The organism is Microbulbifer maximicatervae (SeqCode) (assembly GCF_052467825.1).
Genome location: NZ_CP174327.1, coordinates 882,726 through 901,666, shown reverse-complemented (window position 1 = coordinate 901,666; position 18,941 = coordinate 882,726). Strand labels below are relative to the sequence as shown.

General features: G+C 47.2%; 18 protein-coding genes. 12 read left to right on the top strand and 6 right to left on the bottom strand.

All coding sequences use genetic code 11. The features are described 5' to 3' along the window. The first annotated feature begins 66 nt into the window (after positions 1-66). A complete protein-coding gene (locus ACJJII_RS03975) occupies positions 67-462 on the top strand; it encodes a hypothetical protein (protein WP_108734714.1) in 396 nt (131 codons plus the stop codon). 58 nt (positions 463-520) lie between these two features. Here ACJJII_RS03975 and ACJJII_RS03970 read toward each other — a convergent pair whose 3' ends face one another. Continuing rightward, the gene (locus ACJJII_RS03970; protein ID WP_444918371.1) at positions 521-1,435 is read right to left on the bottom strand and encodes a LysR family transcriptional regulator; all 915 of its coding nucleotides are present in this window, start codon (positions 1,433-1,435) and stop codon (positions 521-523) included. Between the two features lie 117 nt (positions 1,436-1,552). Between ACJJII_RS03970 and ACJJII_RS03965 the strand changes: the two genes are divergently transcribed. Both ACJJII_RS03965 and ACJJII_RS03960 read left to right on the top strand, forming a co-directional pair. Continuing rightward, entirely contained in the window at positions 1,553-2,275 is a 723-nt protein-coding gene (locus ACJJII_RS03965) for an SDR family oxidoreductase (protein WP_282931032.1), read from the top strand. Positions 2,276-2,406: 131 nt separating this feature from the next. After that, positions 2,407-2,937, top strand: coding sequence for a hypothetical protein (locus ACJJII_RS03960; RefSeq protein WP_444918370.1), 531 nt, complete (start codon positions 2,407-2,409; stop codon positions 2,935-2,937). A 66-nt stretch (positions 2,938-3,003) separates the two neighbouring features. Here the strand turns inward: ACJJII_RS03960 and mmsB are convergent, their stop codons facing one another. Then, on the bottom strand, positions 3,004-3,897 hold the full coding sequence (gene mmsB, locus ACJJII_RS03955; RefSeq protein WP_444911636.1) for a 3-hydroxyisobutyrate dehydrogenase: 894 nt from the start codon (positions 3,895-3,897) through the stop codon (positions 3,004-3,006). Positions 3,898-3,915: 18 nt separating this feature from the next. Continuing rightward, the gene (locus ACJJII_RS03950) at positions 3,916-5,427 is read right to left on the bottom strand and encodes a CoA-acylating methylmalonate-semialdehyde dehydrogenase (protein ID WP_444918369.1); all 1,512 of its coding nucleotides are present in this window, start codon (positions 5,425-5,427) and stop codon (positions 3,916-3,918) included. Positions 5,428-5,752: 325 nt separating this feature from the next. On the opposite strand from ACJJII_RS03950, the gene ACJJII_RS03945 reads away from it, so the two are divergent. Together ACJJII_RS03945 and ACJJII_RS03940 are read left to right on the top strand one after the other, a co-directional pair. Further along, a complete protein-coding gene (locus ACJJII_RS03945) occupies positions 5,753-6,796 on the top strand; it encodes a hypothetical protein (protein WP_444918368.1) in 1,044 nt (347 codons plus the stop codon). Between the two features lie 175 nt (positions 6,797-6,971). After that, entirely contained in the window at positions 6,972-7,196 is a 225-nt protein-coding gene (locus ACJJII_RS03940) for a DUF7661 family protein (protein WP_444918367.1), read from the top strand. 211 nt (positions 7,197-7,407) lie between these two features. On the opposite strand, the gene ACJJII_RS03935 is transcribed toward ACJJII_RS03940, so the two are convergent. Next, on the bottom strand, positions 7,408-8,010 hold the full coding sequence (locus tag ACJJII_RS03935) for a GNAT family N-acetyltransferase (RefSeq protein WP_282931039.1): 603 nt from the start codon (positions 8,008-8,010) through the stop codon (positions 7,408-7,410). A gap of 461 nt (positions 8,011-8,471) precedes the next feature. Between ACJJII_RS03935 and ACJJII_RS03930 the strand changes: the two genes are divergently transcribed. Next, a complete protein-coding gene (locus ACJJII_RS03930) occupies positions 8,472-9,947 on the top strand; it encodes a DEAD/DEAH box helicase (RefSeq protein ID WP_444919254.1) in 1,476 nt (491 codons plus the stop codon). Between the two features lie 126 nt (positions 9,948-10,073). On the opposite strand, the gene ACJJII_RS03925 is transcribed toward ACJJII_RS03930, so the two are convergent. Continuing rightward, the gene (locus ACJJII_RS03925; protein WP_444918366.1) at positions 10,074-11,375 is read right to left on the bottom strand and encodes a M20 family metallopeptidase; all 1,302 of its coding nucleotides are present in this window, start codon (positions 11,373-11,375) and stop codon (positions 10,074-10,076) included. 715 nt (positions 11,376-12,090) lie between these two features. Between ACJJII_RS03925 and ACJJII_RS03920 the strand changes: the two genes are divergently transcribed. Genes ACJJII_RS03920 through ACJJII_RS03910 form a run of 3 tightly spaced genes read left to right on the top strand, consistent with a single transcriptional unit; the run spans position 12,091 to position 16,440 of the window. Next, positions 12,091-14,448: an efflux RND transporter permease subunit gene (locus ACJJII_RS03920; RefSeq protein WP_444918365.1), complete on the top strand. Its 2,358-nt coding sequence runs from the start codon at positions 12,091-12,093 to the stop codon at positions 14,446-14,448. Continuing rightward, entirely contained in the window at positions 14,429-15,244 is an 816-nt protein-coding gene (locus ACJJII_RS03915) for an outer membrane lipoprotein-sorting protein (RefSeq protein ID WP_444918364.1), read from the top strand. Before ACJJII_RS03920 ends, ACJJII_RS03915 begins: the two co-directional genes overlap by 20 nt. Before the next feature lie 11 nt (positions 15,245-15,255). Further along, on the top strand, positions 15,256-16,440 hold the full coding sequence (locus tag ACJJII_RS03910) for a hypothetical protein (RefSeq protein WP_444918363.1): 1,185 nt from the start codon (positions 15,256-15,258) through the stop codon (positions 16,438-16,440). A 69-nt stretch (positions 16,441-16,509) separates the two neighbouring features. On the opposite strand, the gene ACJJII_RS03905 is transcribed toward ACJJII_RS03910, so the two are convergent. Continuing rightward, on the bottom strand, positions 16,510-17,103 hold the full coding sequence (locus tag ACJJII_RS03905; RefSeq protein WP_413663519.1) for a TetR/AcrR family transcriptional regulator: 594 nt from the start codon (positions 17,101-17,103) through the stop codon (positions 16,510-16,512). A gap of 352 nt (positions 17,104-17,455) precedes the next feature. On the opposite strand from ACJJII_RS03905, the gene ACJJII_RS03900 reads away from it, so the two are divergent. The 3 genes from ACJJII_RS03900 to ACJJII_RS03890 all read left to right on the top strand — a co-directional run bounded on the left by ACJJII_RS03900 (position 17,456) and on the right by ACJJII_RS03890 (position 18,762). Next, positions 17,456-17,752, top strand: coding sequence for a hypothetical protein (locus tag ACJJII_RS03900; RefSeq protein WP_413663518.1), 297 nt, complete (start codon positions 17,456-17,458; stop codon positions 17,750-17,752). A 60-nt stretch (positions 17,753-17,812) separates the two neighbouring features. Further along, positions 17,813-18,124 carry a cupin domain-containing protein gene (locus ACJJII_RS03895; protein ID WP_444911629.1) on the top strand — a complete coding sequence of 104 codons (312 nt, stop codon included), beginning with the start codon at positions 17,813-17,815 and terminating at the stop codon, positions 18,122-18,124. Positions 18,125-18,453: 329 nt separating this feature from the next. Continuing rightward, positions 18,454-18,762: a DUF1272 domain-containing protein gene (locus ACJJII_RS03890; RefSeq protein ID WP_444918362.1), complete on the top strand. Its 309-nt coding sequence runs from the start codon at positions 18,454-18,456 to the stop codon at positions 18,760-18,762. Positions 18,763-18,941: the final 179 nt, after the last annotated feature.

Sequence of the window (18,941 nt, the reverse complement as noted above, 5' to 3'; positions counted from 1 at the left end):
GAAGAGGTGGGGTTATATTCCAGTGTTCGAGCCGATTTACTTTTTTCGAGTGTGTGAGTAGAACTGATGTGCCGCTGGTTATTGTTCATTTCCTTATTGAGTTTGGAAGCCTTTGCGCAGGAAATAGAACCATTTACTACTGATGGTTGTAGCGCATTTCCCGATGGAACTTTTGATCAACAGGAGTTGTGGCTCGACTGCTGTATTGCCCATGATTATGCCTACTGGAAAGGGGGCACATACGATGAACGGGAGCAGGCGGATAAAGATCTGGAAGTCTGTGTAGCTGGAACCGGGGAAGAAGAAGTTGCACTAATGATGTTACTTGGAGTTCGGGTTGGCGGTACGCCTTTTTTACCCACCCCATTTCGTTGGGGGTATGGCTGGCCCTATTTGCGTGGCTACAAGGCCTTGTCACCGGTGGAATTACAGGCAATAAAAAAATCAGAAGGTGAACTTTGACTGTAATCAGAAAAAGCTAGTCACATAGACAAATTGTTCATGTCTATTTGAGATACTATTATTCAATAGGGCTAACGGCTAAAGCCTGTAAATAAATATCCGCAAAACCCTCCTTGAGCCACTGCATCAAATTGCGCACCCGTAATAATTGGTGGCGTAGGGGCGGGCATACCATGGAGAGTTCGGTAGATTGAGACCAGCCGGGCAGAATTTCAACCAGGCGTCCACTGGCAATATCTGCCTGGACATAGATATCTGCCAGTCGGGTAATTCCAAGTCCCTCAATTGCAGCGCGATGCATTACCCTTCCGCTAATCAATTTAGTGCTGTTTTCAACTTGCACAACCTGTTGATTCTTACCTTGTGTCAGCAGCCATTGATCCACACTGCCAGAAATTAGCGGTACAGATGCTAAATCAGCAGGTTTTTCTATAGGTCCATATTCCTTAAGGAACTGTGGGCTGGCTACGTATCGGGTTTTGATAGTGTGAAGTTTACGCACGATCAGTGAGGAGTCCGGCAAACTGCCCATACGAATAACCAAATCGTACTGGTCTTGAATCAAATCTACTCGGGTGCTGGAAAAGTCCAGATGAACTCTAACTCCTGGATTGGCCTGCTGAAACTTGATCACCAGCGGAGCAATCAAGCTCTCTCCGATAACGCCACCAACAGCGTTGATGCGGATGTTTCCCTCCAGTCCTCCCTTTGATTCACTGGCCCACTCGGCGGCTGAATCCAACTGCTGCATCGCTTGCTTGCAACGCAAATAGTAACCCTCACCAATCTCGGTAAGACGCAGTTGTCTTGTCGTGCGGTAGAGAAGCTGTATATCCAGGGTTGTTTCCAGCTCTGTGACCAGTTGGCTCAAATTGGCCTTGGAAAAGCCGCTGTCCCGCGCTGCAGCGGTGAAGCTTCCGGCATCGGCCACGTGAATAAATGCACGAATAGCGCGCCATGAGATATTGTTCATAAAAACCAAACAATGTTTTCCAATTGGTTGGGCTAATCATATTAGTCGGAATTCCTATACTGGGTCTACTTAAACAAAACTATCCGCCGGGATAACTCATTGAAGGAGAGAGAGCCCATGTCCAAACCACTCGTTGTTATTACTGGAGCCAGTTCAGGTATTGGTGCTGCCATTGCCCAACATATGTCTGCTGCCGGGCATCCTTTATTATTGTTGGCAAGGCGTGTGGACAAACTGGAAGCTTTAAATCTGCCAAATACTCTTTGCAGGAAAGTGGATGTGACTGATATGGCAGCCTTGCGCGGGGCAATTCGTGAGGCTGAGACTCAGTTCGGTCCGGTTGACTGTCTGATTAACAATGCCGGCAAAATGTTACTGGGCAATATTGAAACCCAGAACCCCGATGAGTGGCGGCAAATGTTCGATGTGAATGTATTGGCCTTGCTTAACGGTATGCAGGCAGTTTTGGAAGATATGAAAACTCGCCATTCCGGGACCATTATCAATATCAGTTCTATTGCTGGAGTAAAAACATTTATCAATCATGCTGCGTACTGTGGTACCAAATATGCTGTCTCTGCTATTGGTGAAACCGTGCGCGAGGAAGTGGCGCCTACCGGGGTACGTGTAATGACCATATGCCCCGGCGCGGTGGAAACAGAGCTGCTAAGCCACACTACATCAGCAGAAATTATTGAGGCCTATCAACAATGGAAAGAATCCATTGGTGGTGCAATTAATGCAGAGGATATTGCTCGCACAGCAATGTTCATGTACTCCCAGCCCCAGCATGTAAATATTCGAGAGGTTCAAATTGCAGCAACAGGGCAGGGACAGTAATCCTGATTTTGTACTGCCCAAGCACTAATCGTTTTTCCAGGTAATATTTCTTTTGCTAATATTCCCAGCCTAAGCCAGCTAACCGGAGCTTGCTTAGGCTGGAATGGATAGTAAAGGATATGGAGATATCAGTGCGAAGAACGATTTTAATTGCCGGCCTGATTTTATGTTCCTCTGCGTTTGCACAGCAAAATACAGATGAGCAGGAGAGTGGCGTAGCGGAAACGGCAAAATCAGTGATGTCTAACATCGTCAGCTTTGGTAAAAACCTGATGGATGGTGCCAGTGAAGGTGTGGTTGATGGACGTAAAACAGGGCAGAGTACTGATGGTGCTGTACTTATCAATACGCTGGAAGATCTCAATAAGTATCTGGAAACCGATGTTATCGCAGTGACCGCCCATGCAGAGAGTGGTTGCTATGTTGAAGTTGGTTTTAAAAATCAAAATGACTTCCCCGTGCGGTTAATCGACCTGGATAACTCCGAGGCAGTGATCCTTATTGACCAGGATGGCTATGCAACCAACTTGTTTAGGGGAAAAGGAAACCCTGAAGAACTCACGATCCCCAGTAATGCTGGACGCAAACAAAAGTTCTACTTTGCTATAGAGTGGGATCAAGTGCGTGAAATCCGAATTCTCGGTAAAGTCATGCAACCATAGCTAGTAACGGGCGCGGAAAGAAGTGGAGCTGCGGCTGGGGTTGTGGATACCCAGCCTGCTACGCGGCTAATCCACTTCTTGAAATAGCTTTTGAATAGATGAGAAGTCCAAATCACTACCTCCCCGCAAATTGAGAATTCCATAGAGATTGCGCGCCATTGAGCCGAGAGGCGTATAGCTCTTACTCTGAGTGGCTGCTTCCTGCGCCAACCCCAGGTCCTTACACATAAGTTTTACCATAAAGCCACCGCTATAGTTTTTACTCGCTGGAACTTCGGGCATTACTCCGGGATAGGGATTGTAATTTTGTAGGGACCAGTTGGCTCCTGAACTCTTTAACATAATGTCGGAGAGCACATTGGGGTCGAGTCCATTATCTACCCCCATTTGTAGGGCTTCAGCGGTACCAATCATATGAATAGCCAGCAGCATATTGTTACAAATCTTTGCTGTTTGGCCAGATCCCGCTGCTCCGGCATAGAAAATATTGCTACCCATTGGCTCTAGAACTTCCCGGGCCCTGTCGACATCACCGGCCTCTCCCCCACACATAAAACTCAAAGTTCCTTTGCTAGCACCCGCCACTCCCCCGGAAACAGGGGCTTCAATGGCTTGCAGGCCTTTGATTCTGGCTTCACGAATAAGGCGCTTAGAACTGTTGGAAGAAATAGTGGAGCAGTCGATAATCAAACAGTCGCGAGAAATACTGTCGAGTAGTTTGTCGGTATCAATATACAGGCACTCAACCGCCGCGCTATTAGGCAGCATGCTTACCACAAAATCTGCTTCCTCGACGGACTCTTGGGGAGAGGAGCACTTTTTGATACCGCTTTCTACAGCGGTATCCAGTATTTCAGTGACCGGGTCAAACCCTTTAACTTCAAAGCCCGCCTGGACCAGGTTGGTGGCCATAGGCAGTCCCATATGGCCCAACCCTAAAAATGCGACTGTTTTAGTCATGCTGCTCTCCAGTTAACATTATTTGAGCTGTATGGTTAAGTTGGTGTGCTCTGCATGCTCTATATCACTGTCAAACCAGCGTGCCGTAACAGTTTTGGTTTCGGTATAAAACCGTACAGCTTGTTTTCCATAAGCGTGTTGATCACCGTAAAAAGACGCTCGCCAGCCGGTAAAACTAAAGAAAGGTAATGGCACTGGAATAGGTACATTAATACCGACTTGCCCCACTAATATTTCGTGTTGGAACTTACGTGCGGCAGCGCCACTAGCCGTAAATATTGAGGTGCCATTGCCATAGGGGCAGTTATTGATTAATTGGATTGCTTCTTCCAGGGAGTCGGCATTTACCAGGCAAAGTACGGGACCAAAAATCTCGTCGGTATAGATCGACATGTCCGAAGTTACATCGGCAAATAGGGTGGGACCAACCCAGTTTCCATTGGGAAACCCTTCGACAGTAATTTCAGAGCCATCTAATACACAGCGGGCGCCTTCCTTTTTGCCCTGGGCGATATACCCAAGCACCCTCGCACGAGCAGCGGGTGATATTAGTGGACCGAAGCCCGCTTGCGTATCCTTCCAATGACCGGGCTTGATAGCTGACATAGCGTCTTTAATGTCGTCTACCCATTGTTGTGTCTCTCCAACAAGTACAGCGACGGAAATCGCCATGCAGCGTTGCCCGGCAGCTCCGATGGATGATCCAACAATATTATTAATAGCCGCAGCCTTATTGGCATCGGGCATTACGACCATATGATTTTTAGCACCGGCAAAAGCTTGAACACGTTTTAGGTGCTGGGTACCCGTCTGGTAAATATGCCGCCCCACGGGGACTGAACCAACGAATGAAATGGCCTGAATACCGGGATGTGTTAGAAGAAAATCCACCTGCTCCCTGCCGCCATGTACTACCTGTAAAACACCTGCTGGAGCCCCCGCTTCAGCAAATAATTCGGCCAGTTTGCAAGGCGTGACAGGGTCCTGTTCAGAAGGTTTCAGAATAAAAGTATTCCCACAGGCAATCGCCATTGGAAACATCCACAGTGGAATCATTGCGGGGAAATTAAATGGTGTGATCCCCGCACAAACTCCAATAGGTTGTAGATAGGAGTAACAGTCGATGGTGTTGGCAACATTCTCTACGGTTTCACCCATCATTAGTGAAGCGATATTGGCTGCATGCTCAACAACCTCAATGCCGCGCCAGACGTCCCCTTTGGCATCCTCAAAAGTTTTACCTGTTTCCTCGCTGAGGATTTCAGCCAGCAGCTCCTGATTTTCTTTCAGAAGCGCCTGGTACCTCAACATAATCCGTGCTCTTGCGGTAACCGGCGTATTTCGCCATTGGTCAAATGTTTCTTTGGCGGAAATTATTGCATTCTCCAGCTCAATCTTGGTAGACAATGGTGCCTGTGTAAGAACATCGCCGGTAGCGGGGTTGGTTACATCCAGCCACTCAGTACTTTTGGACTGAATCCACTCACCACCAATCAATATTGGTAACTTGGAAGGAATATTCTTATTCATGTTAATTAAAGCGCCGAGAGGAGGGAATTTTATCCAACAGTTTAGGTGTTTATTCGCGATTAAAGAGGAATATCACGCTGCTTTTATGACTATCCACTTTTATTGAGTAGAAGGTTGATTGACCAAAAAATTAAAATAAATGTATTTGATTATCTTTGTAGAATAGATCGCAAATAATTAATACCCATAAGAAATGAAAAATAATCTTGTACTGTACGGCTAGTATCTTGTGGCTGGCAATTCGGCTTTGGATTAATGCCCAGCTTAAACGTTGTTGTCGTAATGTAACTAGTGAAGAGTAAAAGAGGATTATTCAATGTATTTTATGATAAAAAGAATACTGATTGTAATCGGATTAATGATATCTCCCATATTTGTTGGTGCTACCACTCTAAGTGACTTAAGTGCACATGAGCCTAGCTCTGATGAAACCTGGGCTGAGCAATGGTTCTATAACATTGCAATTCCCGATGTGGGATATTTCAAAGTTAGCTTACAAACCTATATTGCACCTGACTTTGCAGTTGCCAAGCCTAAAGCCTATATCCATTTAGCTTTTTCTTCAGAGGCCGGAGCTACCACGAAGTATGATCTCTTTTTTGATGAAGTGATCTTGAAGCACCCTGAAGGTATTGATGAGTTCTACTATGAAGTACCGGGAGTAGTTGTGGCCGATGAGCAGGGTGTACAGGTCTTACACCCAGATTTCCTGTTTAATATGGAGTGGGCTGGTGAACACCACCATTACTGGCATGGGTTAAACCCCGGTCAAACCCCTTTTGGATTTATTCCTGAGATACCTGGGGTAGGAGGAAAGTGGTTCCTATATACGGTCGGTACCCCAGTCAATTACAGTTACTTTGATGGTTCTATGTCTCTAGCCGGTGTTGGCTATGCGCAATTGGATAAGGGCTGGTATGACAAAGAATCCAGTGCCGGTATGATCTATTCAATGGGGCTAACAGGTGACCTCTACTATATGATTACCGGAGCTAAACTGGGTGACTCAGAGATTGAAATGTGGGCGGGGCGATATGTTTCTGAAGAGTATGACCTGATTTTTTTACCGGCTTTTAATGGTTTCTCTGTTAAGCGGGAAGCTGATGCTTGTTCAGGTTATCTACAAGTTGAACTTAACAAAATTTCATACAAGTTAGTTGTCGAAGCAAAAGCAGATATTGCCAGCTTTTATCCGCTGGAGTTTCCCTCTGTAATTATTTTTGGTGGTGAGCAGAGTTATATGAAATCCATGCAGGCAGATGTCAACTTCTATCTGTATCAATTTGGACAGCTGAAGGAGCAAATTCAAATGCCCCAGGCCTTGCTCGAATTTAGTGGGCCATTGGCGTGTGATGATTTTTTTGACTAAAGAAGAGTGATATAAAAGAAGAACTTATTGGGTTTGCAGGAGTTAAATTAACTCCTGCAAATACTTTATTGTATCTGATGGAGAGCGTATTGTATCCATGCAATGAAAATAGGTTTTCGAAATTTGTGTGAGCAATTGCAAAGCTTTGAGGCATTTTAGTTGTACATAGTTCTTTATGAAAAAGCTTAAATTCAATGTTTTTGGTAGAGAAGTCTTGATCGAAAGGCAGTCGAATAGCTGGGCCACATTCTATCAGGGCAATGAAGGTAAGCGTCGCAGTGCCGGGATATCAATACCTTCAGAAATTAGTGAGAAAGCTTTAGCCCAATACTTGGCAGATATCTGCCATGAATGGGCAAGTGAGCGGTACCCTGTTGTGGAGCGTATAAATACAAAATAAGTATATGGAAATTTGGCGGACGGTGGTGATCCAACTTTTCTTGAGGTCGTATTATAAAAGACCAATAACTGTAAGAAATCTGAGGTCGCCAAGGCTGTATTAGGAAAACGATGTAAAGTTAAGTAGAAAATAGGTGAAGCAAGTACCAAGGGCACCTGCTTCATATAGATAAATAAATATAAATATGGACTTAAATTCTAAAATTGCTCACTTACTCCAAATTTATTCGGGAAACTTCCTCTTTGTGACTAAAGCCATTAGTCTCAAGATTAGTTTTCAACTCTAGTGTATAGGTGAGCAGGGTATAGTCTTTGGCATCGGCTTTACAGGTAAAGCCCATGGATTTTGCGAAACTGTCCACTCGTCTATTTTGTGCTGACTCAATCGAATAGATTCGTTCAAGCCCCTGATCCTGAGCGCAGTTGATGAGTCGCTTTAACATTAAGCGTCCCAAACCTAACCCCTGCCAGTCATCGCTCACCACAACGGCACACTCACAAGCGCGTCCGTCAACGTCAAGTGCGTAGTGTGCTATAGCAACAGCTCTCTGTGCTCTGTCACTACTGCAGAGTGCAATAAAAGCTTCATGTACATGGTGGTCGTTATCTGTGAGTAACTCCAATAGCTTTTGGCTGGCTTTACAGCTTCCGCCAATAAAGCGATCGCGGCGAGTTTCTGGAGACAACTGTTCAATTAGTTCTTTCTCAAGCTGGCCATCACTGCGACAGATGGGGCGTATTGAGACTTTGCGTCCATTGCCGAGGGTGATCAGCTCAACTTGGTGTTCAGTATTCACACTGTTGTTGGGTGACATAACGGTTCCTATCCTGGCTGCTTTGAGCAGCTTTGTTTTACAAGTTCGCAACGGGATGGGGTACCTCAAAGATAGACGCTCGCGCTGCGAACGTGAAACTATGTTACGGTCCTGAAGACGACCTCCCCAACAACTGCTCTGTATAAACCTATAAAGGAAAGGAGTTTGGCTGGGTGAAACTATACAGTCAGCCTTTGTGTGGTATAGTACCGCCGCTGATTTTTCTCAGCTGCGTCATTTGTAGGCCGGTGATCCGCCGGTAGCCCCTCCGGAACTTTTCAAAAATTCTTCCAGGAAATTTCTACTGAATGCCGCGCGCCGGTTACGAGGACTGGCGATTAGACGGCTGTACACGCTGGGAGCAATACAGGCTCCCGATGTCGACTCCGATTTCTCTCTTCATTCCCTCAGGGGGAGTGAGTGTGTTTGATTGCGCCTGCGGCGCAGTTCGAGGTTTATTTATGTTGTTTGAAGATCTGGGCCTTGCCCAGGAGATTGCCCGTGCCGTTGCAGAGCAGGGATACACTGCGCCTACGCCAATCCAGGCACAAGCTATTCCAGCGGTAATGAAGGGCAGCGATATTATGGCCGCAGCCCAAACTGGTACCGGTAAGACGGCTGGCTTCACTTTGCCGCTGTTGCATCGTCTTAGCCAGGGTGAGCGCGCTAGAAAAGGGCAAGTACGCGCACTGGTGCTCACTCCAACCCGTGAATTGGCGGCTCAGGTTTTCGATAATGTGCAGGGGTACAGCCAGTACCTGCCTATGCGCCATGCGGTGGTGTTTGGTGGTGTGAAGATCAACCCCCAGATTTCTCGTCTGCGAGGCGGAGCGGATATTTTGGTAGCTACCCCTGGGCGCTTGCTGGATCTGCACAATCAAGGTGCAATTCGCTTCGATCGCTTAGAAGCTCTAGTACTTGATGAAGCAGACCGCATGCTGGATATGGGCTTCATCCACGATATCAAACGAGTATTGAGGATTTTACCGGCTAAGCGTCAGAACCTTCTATTCTCCGCAACTTTTTCACCAGATATTCGTCAGCTGGCGAAAGGCTTGGTAAAAGATCCGCTGGAAATTGATGTCAGTCCACGCAACTCCACTACTAAAACGGTGCGACAGAAGCTCCATCCTGTGGATAAGGCTCGAAAAACGAAACTGCTTAGTCATTTGATTAGGGATAATAACTGGCACCAAGCTTTGGTCTTTAGTCGAACTAAACATGGTGCCAACAGGCTGGTAAAACAGCTCGAAGGTGACGGCATCCTGGCAGCAGCCATTCATGGTAATAAAAGTCAAAATGCACGAACTCGTGCCCTGGCGGACTTTAAAGCCGGCAAAGTACAGATTCTTGTGGCGACTGATATCGCAGCCCGAGGCATCGACATTGACCAGCTGCCCCAGGTAGTAAATTTTGATTTGCCCAATGTGCCTGAGGACTATGTCCACCGTATTGGCCGCACAGGGCGTGCGGGCGCTCAGGGGCAAGCGGTATCCCTTGTTAGCGCTGATGAGATTAAGCAGCTTCGCGATATTGAGCGCTTGATCGGCAAGCCAATTCCGCGCGAGGAAATCGAAGAGTTTGAGCCGGACCACCAGGTGCCCGCATCCGGTAATCCAAAGCGGGGTGGGTTGCAAAAGCCCGGCTCCAGCAAGCGCCCAGCGGGTAACTCTCAGAAGAGTGAAGGGCGGCGTGAAGCGCGCGGCAATAGCGAGGAACGTCGGGGCAACCGCGGCAATGGACGCGGTAAGCCTGAGGGGCGTGGAAATTCTAGCAGCCGCAGTGGGAACGCCTCTGCGGGTAAAGGGGCCCCAGCCAAGCGCGCGGGCGGTAACGGTAAAGGGCGCGGTGCTGAGGCTGGTCGCAGTGATGGACAGAAACCACAACGAGCTCCGAGACGGCGTCCTACTACTAGAGGGCGCTCTGAAAGTGCCTAGTATTTTGCTGGACTCTTAATGCCGATAATAAGGTATTCACCTGCGAAGGTGTTGTAATCTTTAATATCGAGTTATAAGAGTGACAAGCATCTAAAAAAGAGCCTCAAAATGAGGCTCTTTTTACAATTACTGTTTTTTATAGTTCGCCATATAATCCAAAGTTAACAGAGTCAGCGCTTCAGTACCCTTGCGCAAAGCGTCCTCATCCACATAGAAAAGCGGTGAGTGGTTGCTTGGAGCTTGGCTGGCATCCTGATCCCTAGGAGTTACTCCCAGGAAGTAGAAAAAGCCAGGGACCTCATTGGCGTAGTAGGAAAAATCTTCTGCCCCCGTGATTTTGGGTACTTCTACAACATTCTTGTCGCCGACAGCAGATCTCAGAATAGGCAGGGCCATTTCTGTCAGCTCCGCATTATTTATTGTTACCGGATAGCCCTCCAGAATCTCCACATCTGCGCTTGCCCCGGAGCTTTCAGCAATTAACTCCGCAGTGGTTTTTAAGCGTTTGAAAATTTCTGCACGGTTATCCATATCAAAATTACGGATGGTGCCATTCAGATAGACACTATCGGGAATGATATTGTTGCGGACACCACCGTCAATACGTCCGAAAGAAACGACTGCGGGCTCTTTGGTGATGTCGATCTGGCGGCTGACAATGGCTTGGGTGCCCATTACGACTTGTGCTGCGGCGACAATAGGGTCCACTCCACCCCAGGGGCGTGAGCCATGGGTTTGGCGGCCATTGATGGTAATACGGAATTCATCGGCAGCGGCCATAAGCGGGCCCGAGCGATAGCCGATGACGCCGGTGGGTAGCGAGGAAGTGACATGCTGGCCAAAGGCCACGTCCGGCTTGTACTTCTTGAAGATCCCTTCTTTGAGCATCAACTCAGCGCCACCTTCTTCATTGTCCGGTGCGCCTTCTTCTGCGGGCTGGAATATAAACAAGACGTTTCCAGCCAGCTCATCGCGAAGGCCTGCCAGGACCTCGGCAGTGCCCATCAGCATGGCCACATGGGTATCGTGGCCACAGGCATGCATAACGCCAACATCTTTACCTTGGTAAGTGGTTCTCGCTTTGGAAGCGAAGGGCACATCGGTTCTCTCGGTGACTGGCAGAGCGTCCATGTCCGCGCGCAAGGCCACAGTTGGTCCCGGTTTGCCGCCTCTCAAAAAGCCCACAAGGCCGGTATGGGCGATACCTGTTTCAACTTCAAGGCCCAGTGCACGTAAGTGTTTTTCAATATATTTGGCTGTTTCAAATTCGCGATTGCCCAGTTCTGGGTTCTGGTGCAGGTGGCGGCGCCACTCAATCACTTTGGACTCAGTGTTTTCCAGCAATTGCTGAGGCTTAGGGTCGCTTGCAGAAGCATGGGTAGCTAGCAGCGATGCACCGATTGCGATGGGCAGGAGCAGTTTTTTCACAGCACAATTCCTTCATTCTCATTATCGTCGGCCGATTCTACCCCAGATTTTGCGTAACCGACTCCCTCGAGCTGGCTTGCCTTTATATATTTTCAGTTTCCGCTGTTGACATGATGAACCAAGCGGTTCAAGATGTTCTGCATAGGTTGTGGAAAGAGCTATAACCACAGAACAATGAGGATTGCAGGAGGCTCTCAAGGTTTTCACGAGACTGAGTGGCACAGAAAGTTATACTGATAGGTCATAGGTTGGAAATAATTAGAGATGTTTAACTTGTCGAGCCCTCTAATTATTTCTTAGAGGATAATTAACGGGTTAATTTATAGTGATAATAATAGGCAGGTTACGAATATATCTGTATGTCTCAGGCATATATAAATAATTATTATATTTATTGTTAGATTTACGACACTGTAAATTAGGTATTCTCTTAACTCGGTGGCTCTCTCGTGATGGGGAAAGTTAAGCTTTGCCTGATTATTGGCTACCATTAATTACAAAGAAGTGGTTTTTATAACGCCTAAAGCGATAACTCTTTATTGATGTCTCGGCCACATTTACGGTTTGGCTGATGGCATTAGTGTGCCTTTTTATCAAATTTTGTAGCTGATCTTATATTGGCTAATACGAGATTCTGTGGCCGTAAGTAAATACCCATTTGCTTAGGTTGTTGATTAATTATTTTTCTATTAAGTTGTTTGAAGAAGCTGATTTAATGTCATCCCCCCAATTACCTTCGAATTGGGTCAGCCGTTATGCGGATTGGCTTATTCGATATCGATGGCTGGTAGCCATTGGCGCACTATTGTTAGCCTTCTTTGCGGTAAGCGGAGCAAGATTCCTGGGTTTCAACAATGACTACCGGGCATTCTTTAGTGAAGCTAATCCTCAACTACAAGCTTATGAGCAAATCCAGCGCACTTACACCAAGAATGACAATATTCTGTTTGCGGTAGTGCCTAAAGATGGCAATGCCTTTTCCAATGATGCCCTGGCAGCTGTAGAGGAGATGACCGAGAAATCCTGGTTGTTACCCTATGCGCTGCGGGTGGATTCAATCACCAACTTCCAGCACACCATTGCCGAGGAAGATGACCTCCTGGTACAGGACTTGGTGGAAAATGCCAGCAATTTAGATGCAGAAACCCTGGCCTCTATCAAGGCTGTAGCGCTGGCAGATCCCACCTTGAAGGAGCGCCTGGTAAATAGTGATGGTTCCGTTACAGGGATAAATATCACCTTCCAGCTTCCACAAAAATCCATGCATGAAACCCCTGAAGCGGCTGAAGCTGCACAGGCATTGATGGAAGAGATTGAGGCAAAATACGATGTAGAGGTCTATGCGACCGGTATTATTTTACTGAGTAATGCATTTTTTGAAGCCTCTCAGTCAGATATGAGCACCTTAGTTCCGCTCATGTACCTGGTGATTATTGCAGTTGTATTTTTGTTGGTGCGGAGCTTCAGTGCGACTTTTGCAGCGCTGCTGGTTATCGTCTTCTCCATGGCCGCAGGAATGGGTTTGGCCGGTTTTATAGGTGTTAAATTGACACCGCCCTCCGCTTCTGCGCCCACCATTATTATGACTCTCGCAGTGGCGGATTCGATACATATATTGGTGAGCCTGTTTGCTGCAATGCGCCGTGGACTCAGCAAGCACGATGCAATTAAAGAGAGCTTGCAGCTCAACATGGGGCCTGTGTTCTTAACTTCGATCACTACCGCCATTGGCTTCCTGTCGATGAACTTTTCCGATGCGCCTCCTTTCCACGATCTGGGTAATATTACCGCGATGGGTGTGATGGTGGCTTTCTTCTTATCGGTTACCTTACTGCCTGCATTGATGGCGATACTGCCAGCCAAGAGTCGCGCCAGTGAGTCCAAAATTGGACGCTCCATGGATACTCTGGGAGATTTTGTGATTCGCCGTCAGCGCCCGATATTACTCGCGGGAGTCATTGTCTCGTTGGGATTACTGGCAATGATTCCAAACAATGAGATTAATGATGACTTTGTTGGTTACTTTGATGAATCTGTGGAGTTCCGAACCGATTCAGATTATATCAATGATAACCTCTCTGGTATTTACCAGCTGATTTACTCGATCGAATCCGGTGACAACAATGGTGTCAGCAATCCGGAATTTCTTGCCAATCTGGAGCGTTTCACTAAGTGGATGCAGGCCCAGCCCGGGGTGCGCCATGTCAATACCATTGGCGATACTTTCAAGCGCTTGAACAAAAATCTGCATGCTGACGATCCGTCCTACTACAGGTTGCCCGAAGACCAGGAATTGGCAGCCCAGTATTTATTACTGTACGAGCTGTCTCTCCCCTATGGCTTGGATTTAAATAATCAGCTGAATGTGGCTAAGTCGTCAACGCAGATTATTGTAACTCTCGATAACCTCAAGTCGAAAGAACTCAAAGCGGTAGCTGATGCCGGCAGTAATTGGCTGGAGAAAAACATTGGTGTAACTGCCTATGGTGTAGGTCCGGCGATCATGTTTGCCAATATTGCCGAGCGCAATATGGAGGGCATGTTGGTGGGCACTCTGGTTGCGCTGGTGTTAATTTCTGCACTGATTGGTATTGCCCTGCGCAGTGTCAAACTCGGTTTCTTAAGCTTAATTCCCAACTTGTTGCCGGCCGGCCTGGCATTTGGCCTCTGGGGTGCACTGGTAGCTGAAGTCAATGTGGCTGTCACTATGGTGACCGGTATGGCACTGGGTATTGTGGTAGATGACACAGTGCACTTCCTCAGTAAATACCTGCGCCAGCGCCGTGCAGGCTATAACGTGGAGGACGGACTGCGTTACGCCTTCTCTTCAGTGGGTGTAGCGATAGTTGTGACCTCAGTCATTCTGATTGCCGGATTTATGGTGTTGGCCCAGTCCTCCTTCGGTATGAATTCTTCCATGGCACTTCTGACTGCAATTTGCATTTTGATGGCCTTGCTGGCGGATTTCCTACTTCTTCCGATTCTCTTGATGAAGCTCGATGCCAAGGCGTACGACCCCGCTATTACCCCTATTGAAAATAAGGAGCAAAACTATGCAACCCAGCCGCTCTAAAAAACAGTTTTTGACACGGGCCCTAGCAGGTGCCCTGGCTCTGGCAGCTTTATCTGTTTCTGCCAGTGAACTGGATCTGGCCGCAGAAAAAGGTCTGGAAATTGCCAAGGAGGCGGACCGCCGCGACTTGGGATTCGGCGATCTCAGCAACAGCCTAACAATGACCCTGCGCAATAAATATGGAGAGGAGAGTGTGCGGGCTATGCGCACCAAAACTCTGGAGCAGGAAAATGACGGAGATAAATCCCTGGTGATTTTTGACAACCCTCGGGATGTAAAGGGCACAGCATTTTTGTCCTTTACTCATAAAGTGGGCTCCGATGACCAGTGGCTCTATTTGCCTGCTTTAAAGCGAGTAAAGCGTATTTCCTCCAGTAACAAGTCTGGACCATTTATGGGTAGTGAATTCTCCTATGAAGATATCGCCTCACAGGAGGTGGAGAAATACACCTACAAATATCTGCGCAACGAGTCTTTCGATGGCCGCGATCACTTTGTTCTGGAGTTGGACCCGGTTGATCCTAAATCCGGTTATTCCATTCAACACCTTTGGGTTGATACAGAGGAGTACCGCGCATGGAGAACCGACTATTATGACCGAAAAGGGGACCTGATGAAGACCCTCACGATTTCCGACTACAACCAGTACGCCGATCAATACTGGCGAGCCAATAAAATGGAAATGGTTAATCACCAGACTGGTAAATCCACGGAGTTGTTGTACGGCGACTGGGTATTTGGCAATGGTTTTACCGATCGCGACTTCACCAAAAATAGTCTCTCCAGGGCGAAATAGGGATTGCGCCCATGGCTAACCGAAAAATACTCACTTTGTTGCCACTACTGGCGGCGTTGAGTCATATGGCTGGAGCAAATGAGTTGAGCGGTTATGCGGGCCTGGAGGCCCGCGGATTCACCGCAGACCCTTTGGATTCAGCACAAAGTGATGCTGGTCTTTCTGCGTCTTTAAATCTCGAGTACTACCGGGATTTTGACGATGGAAACCAGCGTGTTGTGGCCAGTGTCTTTGGGCGCTGGGACAGTGAGGATAGCGATCGCAATCACGCGGATCTCGGTGAGCTTTACTGGTGGAAAGCTTACGATAGTTTCGAGCTTTACGCCGGGGTGCGCAAAGTATTTTGGGGAGTTACTGAAACCGTGCACTTGGTGGATGTGATTAACCAGGATGATGCACTGGAAAATATCGATGGTGAAGACAAGCTTGGCCAACCCATGATTAACCTCCTGATGGAGCGTGATTGGGGAACACTGGAGGTGTACGGTTTACTGGGTTTTCGCGAGCGTCAGTTTGCTGGCCGGGAAGGGCGATTGCGTACTCCGCTGCCGGTGGATGAGGATGCTGCGGTCTATCAATCTGACCGGGAGGAGAAGCACATAGATTGGGCCTTGCGTTACAGCCATGTGCTTGGAGATTGGGACCTGGGCCTCAGCCATTTTTCCGGCACTAATCGGGATCCATTATTATTGCTTACGGAAGATGGCTTGCTTGCGCCTTACTATGCACAGATCGATCAGACGGGTGTGGACATCCAAACTACCCGTGGAGATTGGTTGTGGAAGTTTGAAGCTATTTCATTTAAACCTCGCGGTGAAGATCGACAGACAGCAGCTGTCGGCGGTTTCGAATATACATTTTATGGTATTGGCGAAACGGTCTCAGATCTTGGGGTATTAATGGAGTATCAATTTGATGATCGTACCGGACCTTGGTCTACGGCCAGTCAAAATGACATTGCAATAGGTGCGCGATACGCCCTAAATAATACCCAGGATACGGAGCTTTTATTTGCCGTAAGTACCGATTTGGATAACGGTAGTCGTTTTTCCAATCTGGAACTGACCCACCGACTAAATGACCGTTGGTTAATGGAAGCGGAAGCGCGTTTTTTCGGTAATGCCGATGAAGAAGATCCTACCTACAATTTGCGCAACGACGACTATTTTCAGTTGGAATTACGTCGCTATTTTTAAAAGTTAATTCTCACAGGAATACCCCCATTCCCACCCCAAAGAGGTAAGAAGTTTTGGGGTGGGCTTTTTTTAGGGAAGTGTATACTGGTCCAGAATTGTGGATAGCTGTTGGTAACTGTTTTTGCCTGCTGTGGTACTGCCCGTGCCTTTATTCAGGGCCACTACGCCTCGGCTTACCGCCATAACCATCGCGGCGAGGGCGGCACAATCGACATCGGCCTGCAATTGGCCATCGTCAATAGCCTTCTGCATACGGGTTTCGATCCGGTTCAGCATATCATTGGTACCCTTGGCTACCAGGTCAGCGAGAAATCCTTCACTGGCACCCACCTCCATAGCTGCCATAGTAGCGATACAGCCTTCAGGAGTTTCAGAGCTCTCCATACCTGACTGAAGCATTTCCAGGAAGCCGCCCATAGCTGTGCGGAAGTCCGGGTGGTTCAAGGTATCCATAGCATCGCAGGCATATTGGGTGTGGAAATGTTCCAGACAGCGGCCATACAACCCTTCCTTGCTTTGGAAGGTGTTGTAGATACTGGATTTATTCAGTCCCATGGCCGATTCAAGATCCGACAAGGAAGTTGCTTTGTAGCCTTTTTCCCAGAAAACGCGCATGGCCTTGTCTAGTACTTGTGACTCATCGAACTGCTTGCGCCCACTCATTTATCGTTACCAAACCTCAAAAAAATGATAGTGACACATCAATCTGGGGTGGGCAAGACGAGAGGGGGAGAGTCTCGAAATTATAGGGGTAAATAGGTTTTGGTATGAATAATCCAGCGGATTTGCCGCTTCATGAATAGTTGGTCAGCATATTTTGTACAAAGGCCTGGTGCTGACTAATGGGCCCCTTTTAACTGGGTACTCAAAGCCTCTGCTGTAAGTGACCAGCTCGTCTTAACCTTTGATTGTTGTTGCCCCGAGGTGGAGTCAGGGCTACCTGCTTGCGGTTCCTAAAAATAGATATTTAACCTATGATTTCGGCCGCGAATGAATAGAGAAGGAATAGGAAATTATGGGTATTTTTGATAAAGCCAAGGAACTCGGTGAAAGGGTCAATGAGTCCGTAACTGCTTTTAGCAGTGATGAAGTAATAGCCAATACCGTTATCAAAGCGGTTGAGAAGCAGGAGAAGGTGAATGCCATTCTCAAAGCCAGGGGATGCAATTATCGTGTTGCGGACATCGATCTGGGGATGGGCATTCCACCAACGGTGACTTTTGGGGTGAGGCGAGTTGATGAGCTGGCAGAAAAAAAGGCTGATGAAAATGGCGTCATGACTTCACCTGCGCCTGAAGAATCCGCCTTATAGTTACCGACTCTCTAAATGATGGTTCCGGAAATTTTATAAAGCGATATTGGAATAAACATTATGAAAATAGTGCGTAGCAGAGATTTTACCGGTAGTAAGCCCTGGGAATCGCAACTTATCGCAAATATGAACGGGATTACCACTAAACTGCATTGGACTAATAAACCTTATATTTGGCATATCAATGATGGCCAGGAAGTCTTCGCTGTTCTCGATGGTCATGTAGAAATGTTTTACAAAGTGGCAGGTAGAACCGAATCGGAACTTCTTGGACCTGGTGATATATTCCACGCTTCTGAGGGCACGGAACATGTAGCTCATCCTGTTGGTGAGGCTCGCATTCTGGTTGTGGAATCTGAGGGAAGTGTCTAAGTTGGTTTTCCTTTCTTAGAAATTAATTAATGTGGTTATCTTATCAAGAGATAGTCATCAATTTGATGGATTGGGTAAGCATTTTGCAATGTTGATTTTGTAACAGTTGAGCATGTCGGAATTTGTCGATTTACTGTCATTTTAATACCACTATTGGAGAGAGTAAGTCGTTAATATAAAAAGCTATTTAATCTTCCATATATAAAGCTTATACAGATTTTATGTAGTCATTTTTTGTTGGGATAACTTCCTTTGTGTAGGGAGGTTGAGCGAGAAATTAAGACTAATAAACTTCAAAAAATTATTTAGCGAACAAGGAGGGAACTGGGATGCTGGAGTTAAGGCCGAACTGTGAGAATTGCGATAAAGATCTACCGCCAAACTCGGAAGAGGCGATGATTTGTACTTACGAATGTACTTTCTGCCAGCCCTGCGTCGAGACATTACTCAGTAACGTCTGCCCTAACTGTGGCGGTAATTTTTGCCCCCGCCCCATTCGACCCCAGGTTGCATGGCGTAGCGGTGTGGGTATTAGCTATCAACCAGCCTCACAGAAGCGAGTCAATACTCGATTTAGTAAAGATGAAATCTGCTCGTTTACCGATAGCGTGAAAAATATCCCCCCCGCTGATCGCTAAAATAAAGTGACTGAAAGTTGCAGTTTGGTTTTCTGTTGCGAGGTTTACCGAGCTTATCTGGGTCATGCATGGGGTTATGCGGTTTCTTTATAGGGTGAGTTGTCCTCTGTAGTAAGCTTTGGGGCTGGCAATATTTTGTCTGACGCCTTAAGTTATATCGCCTTTTTTAGGGGGAAGTT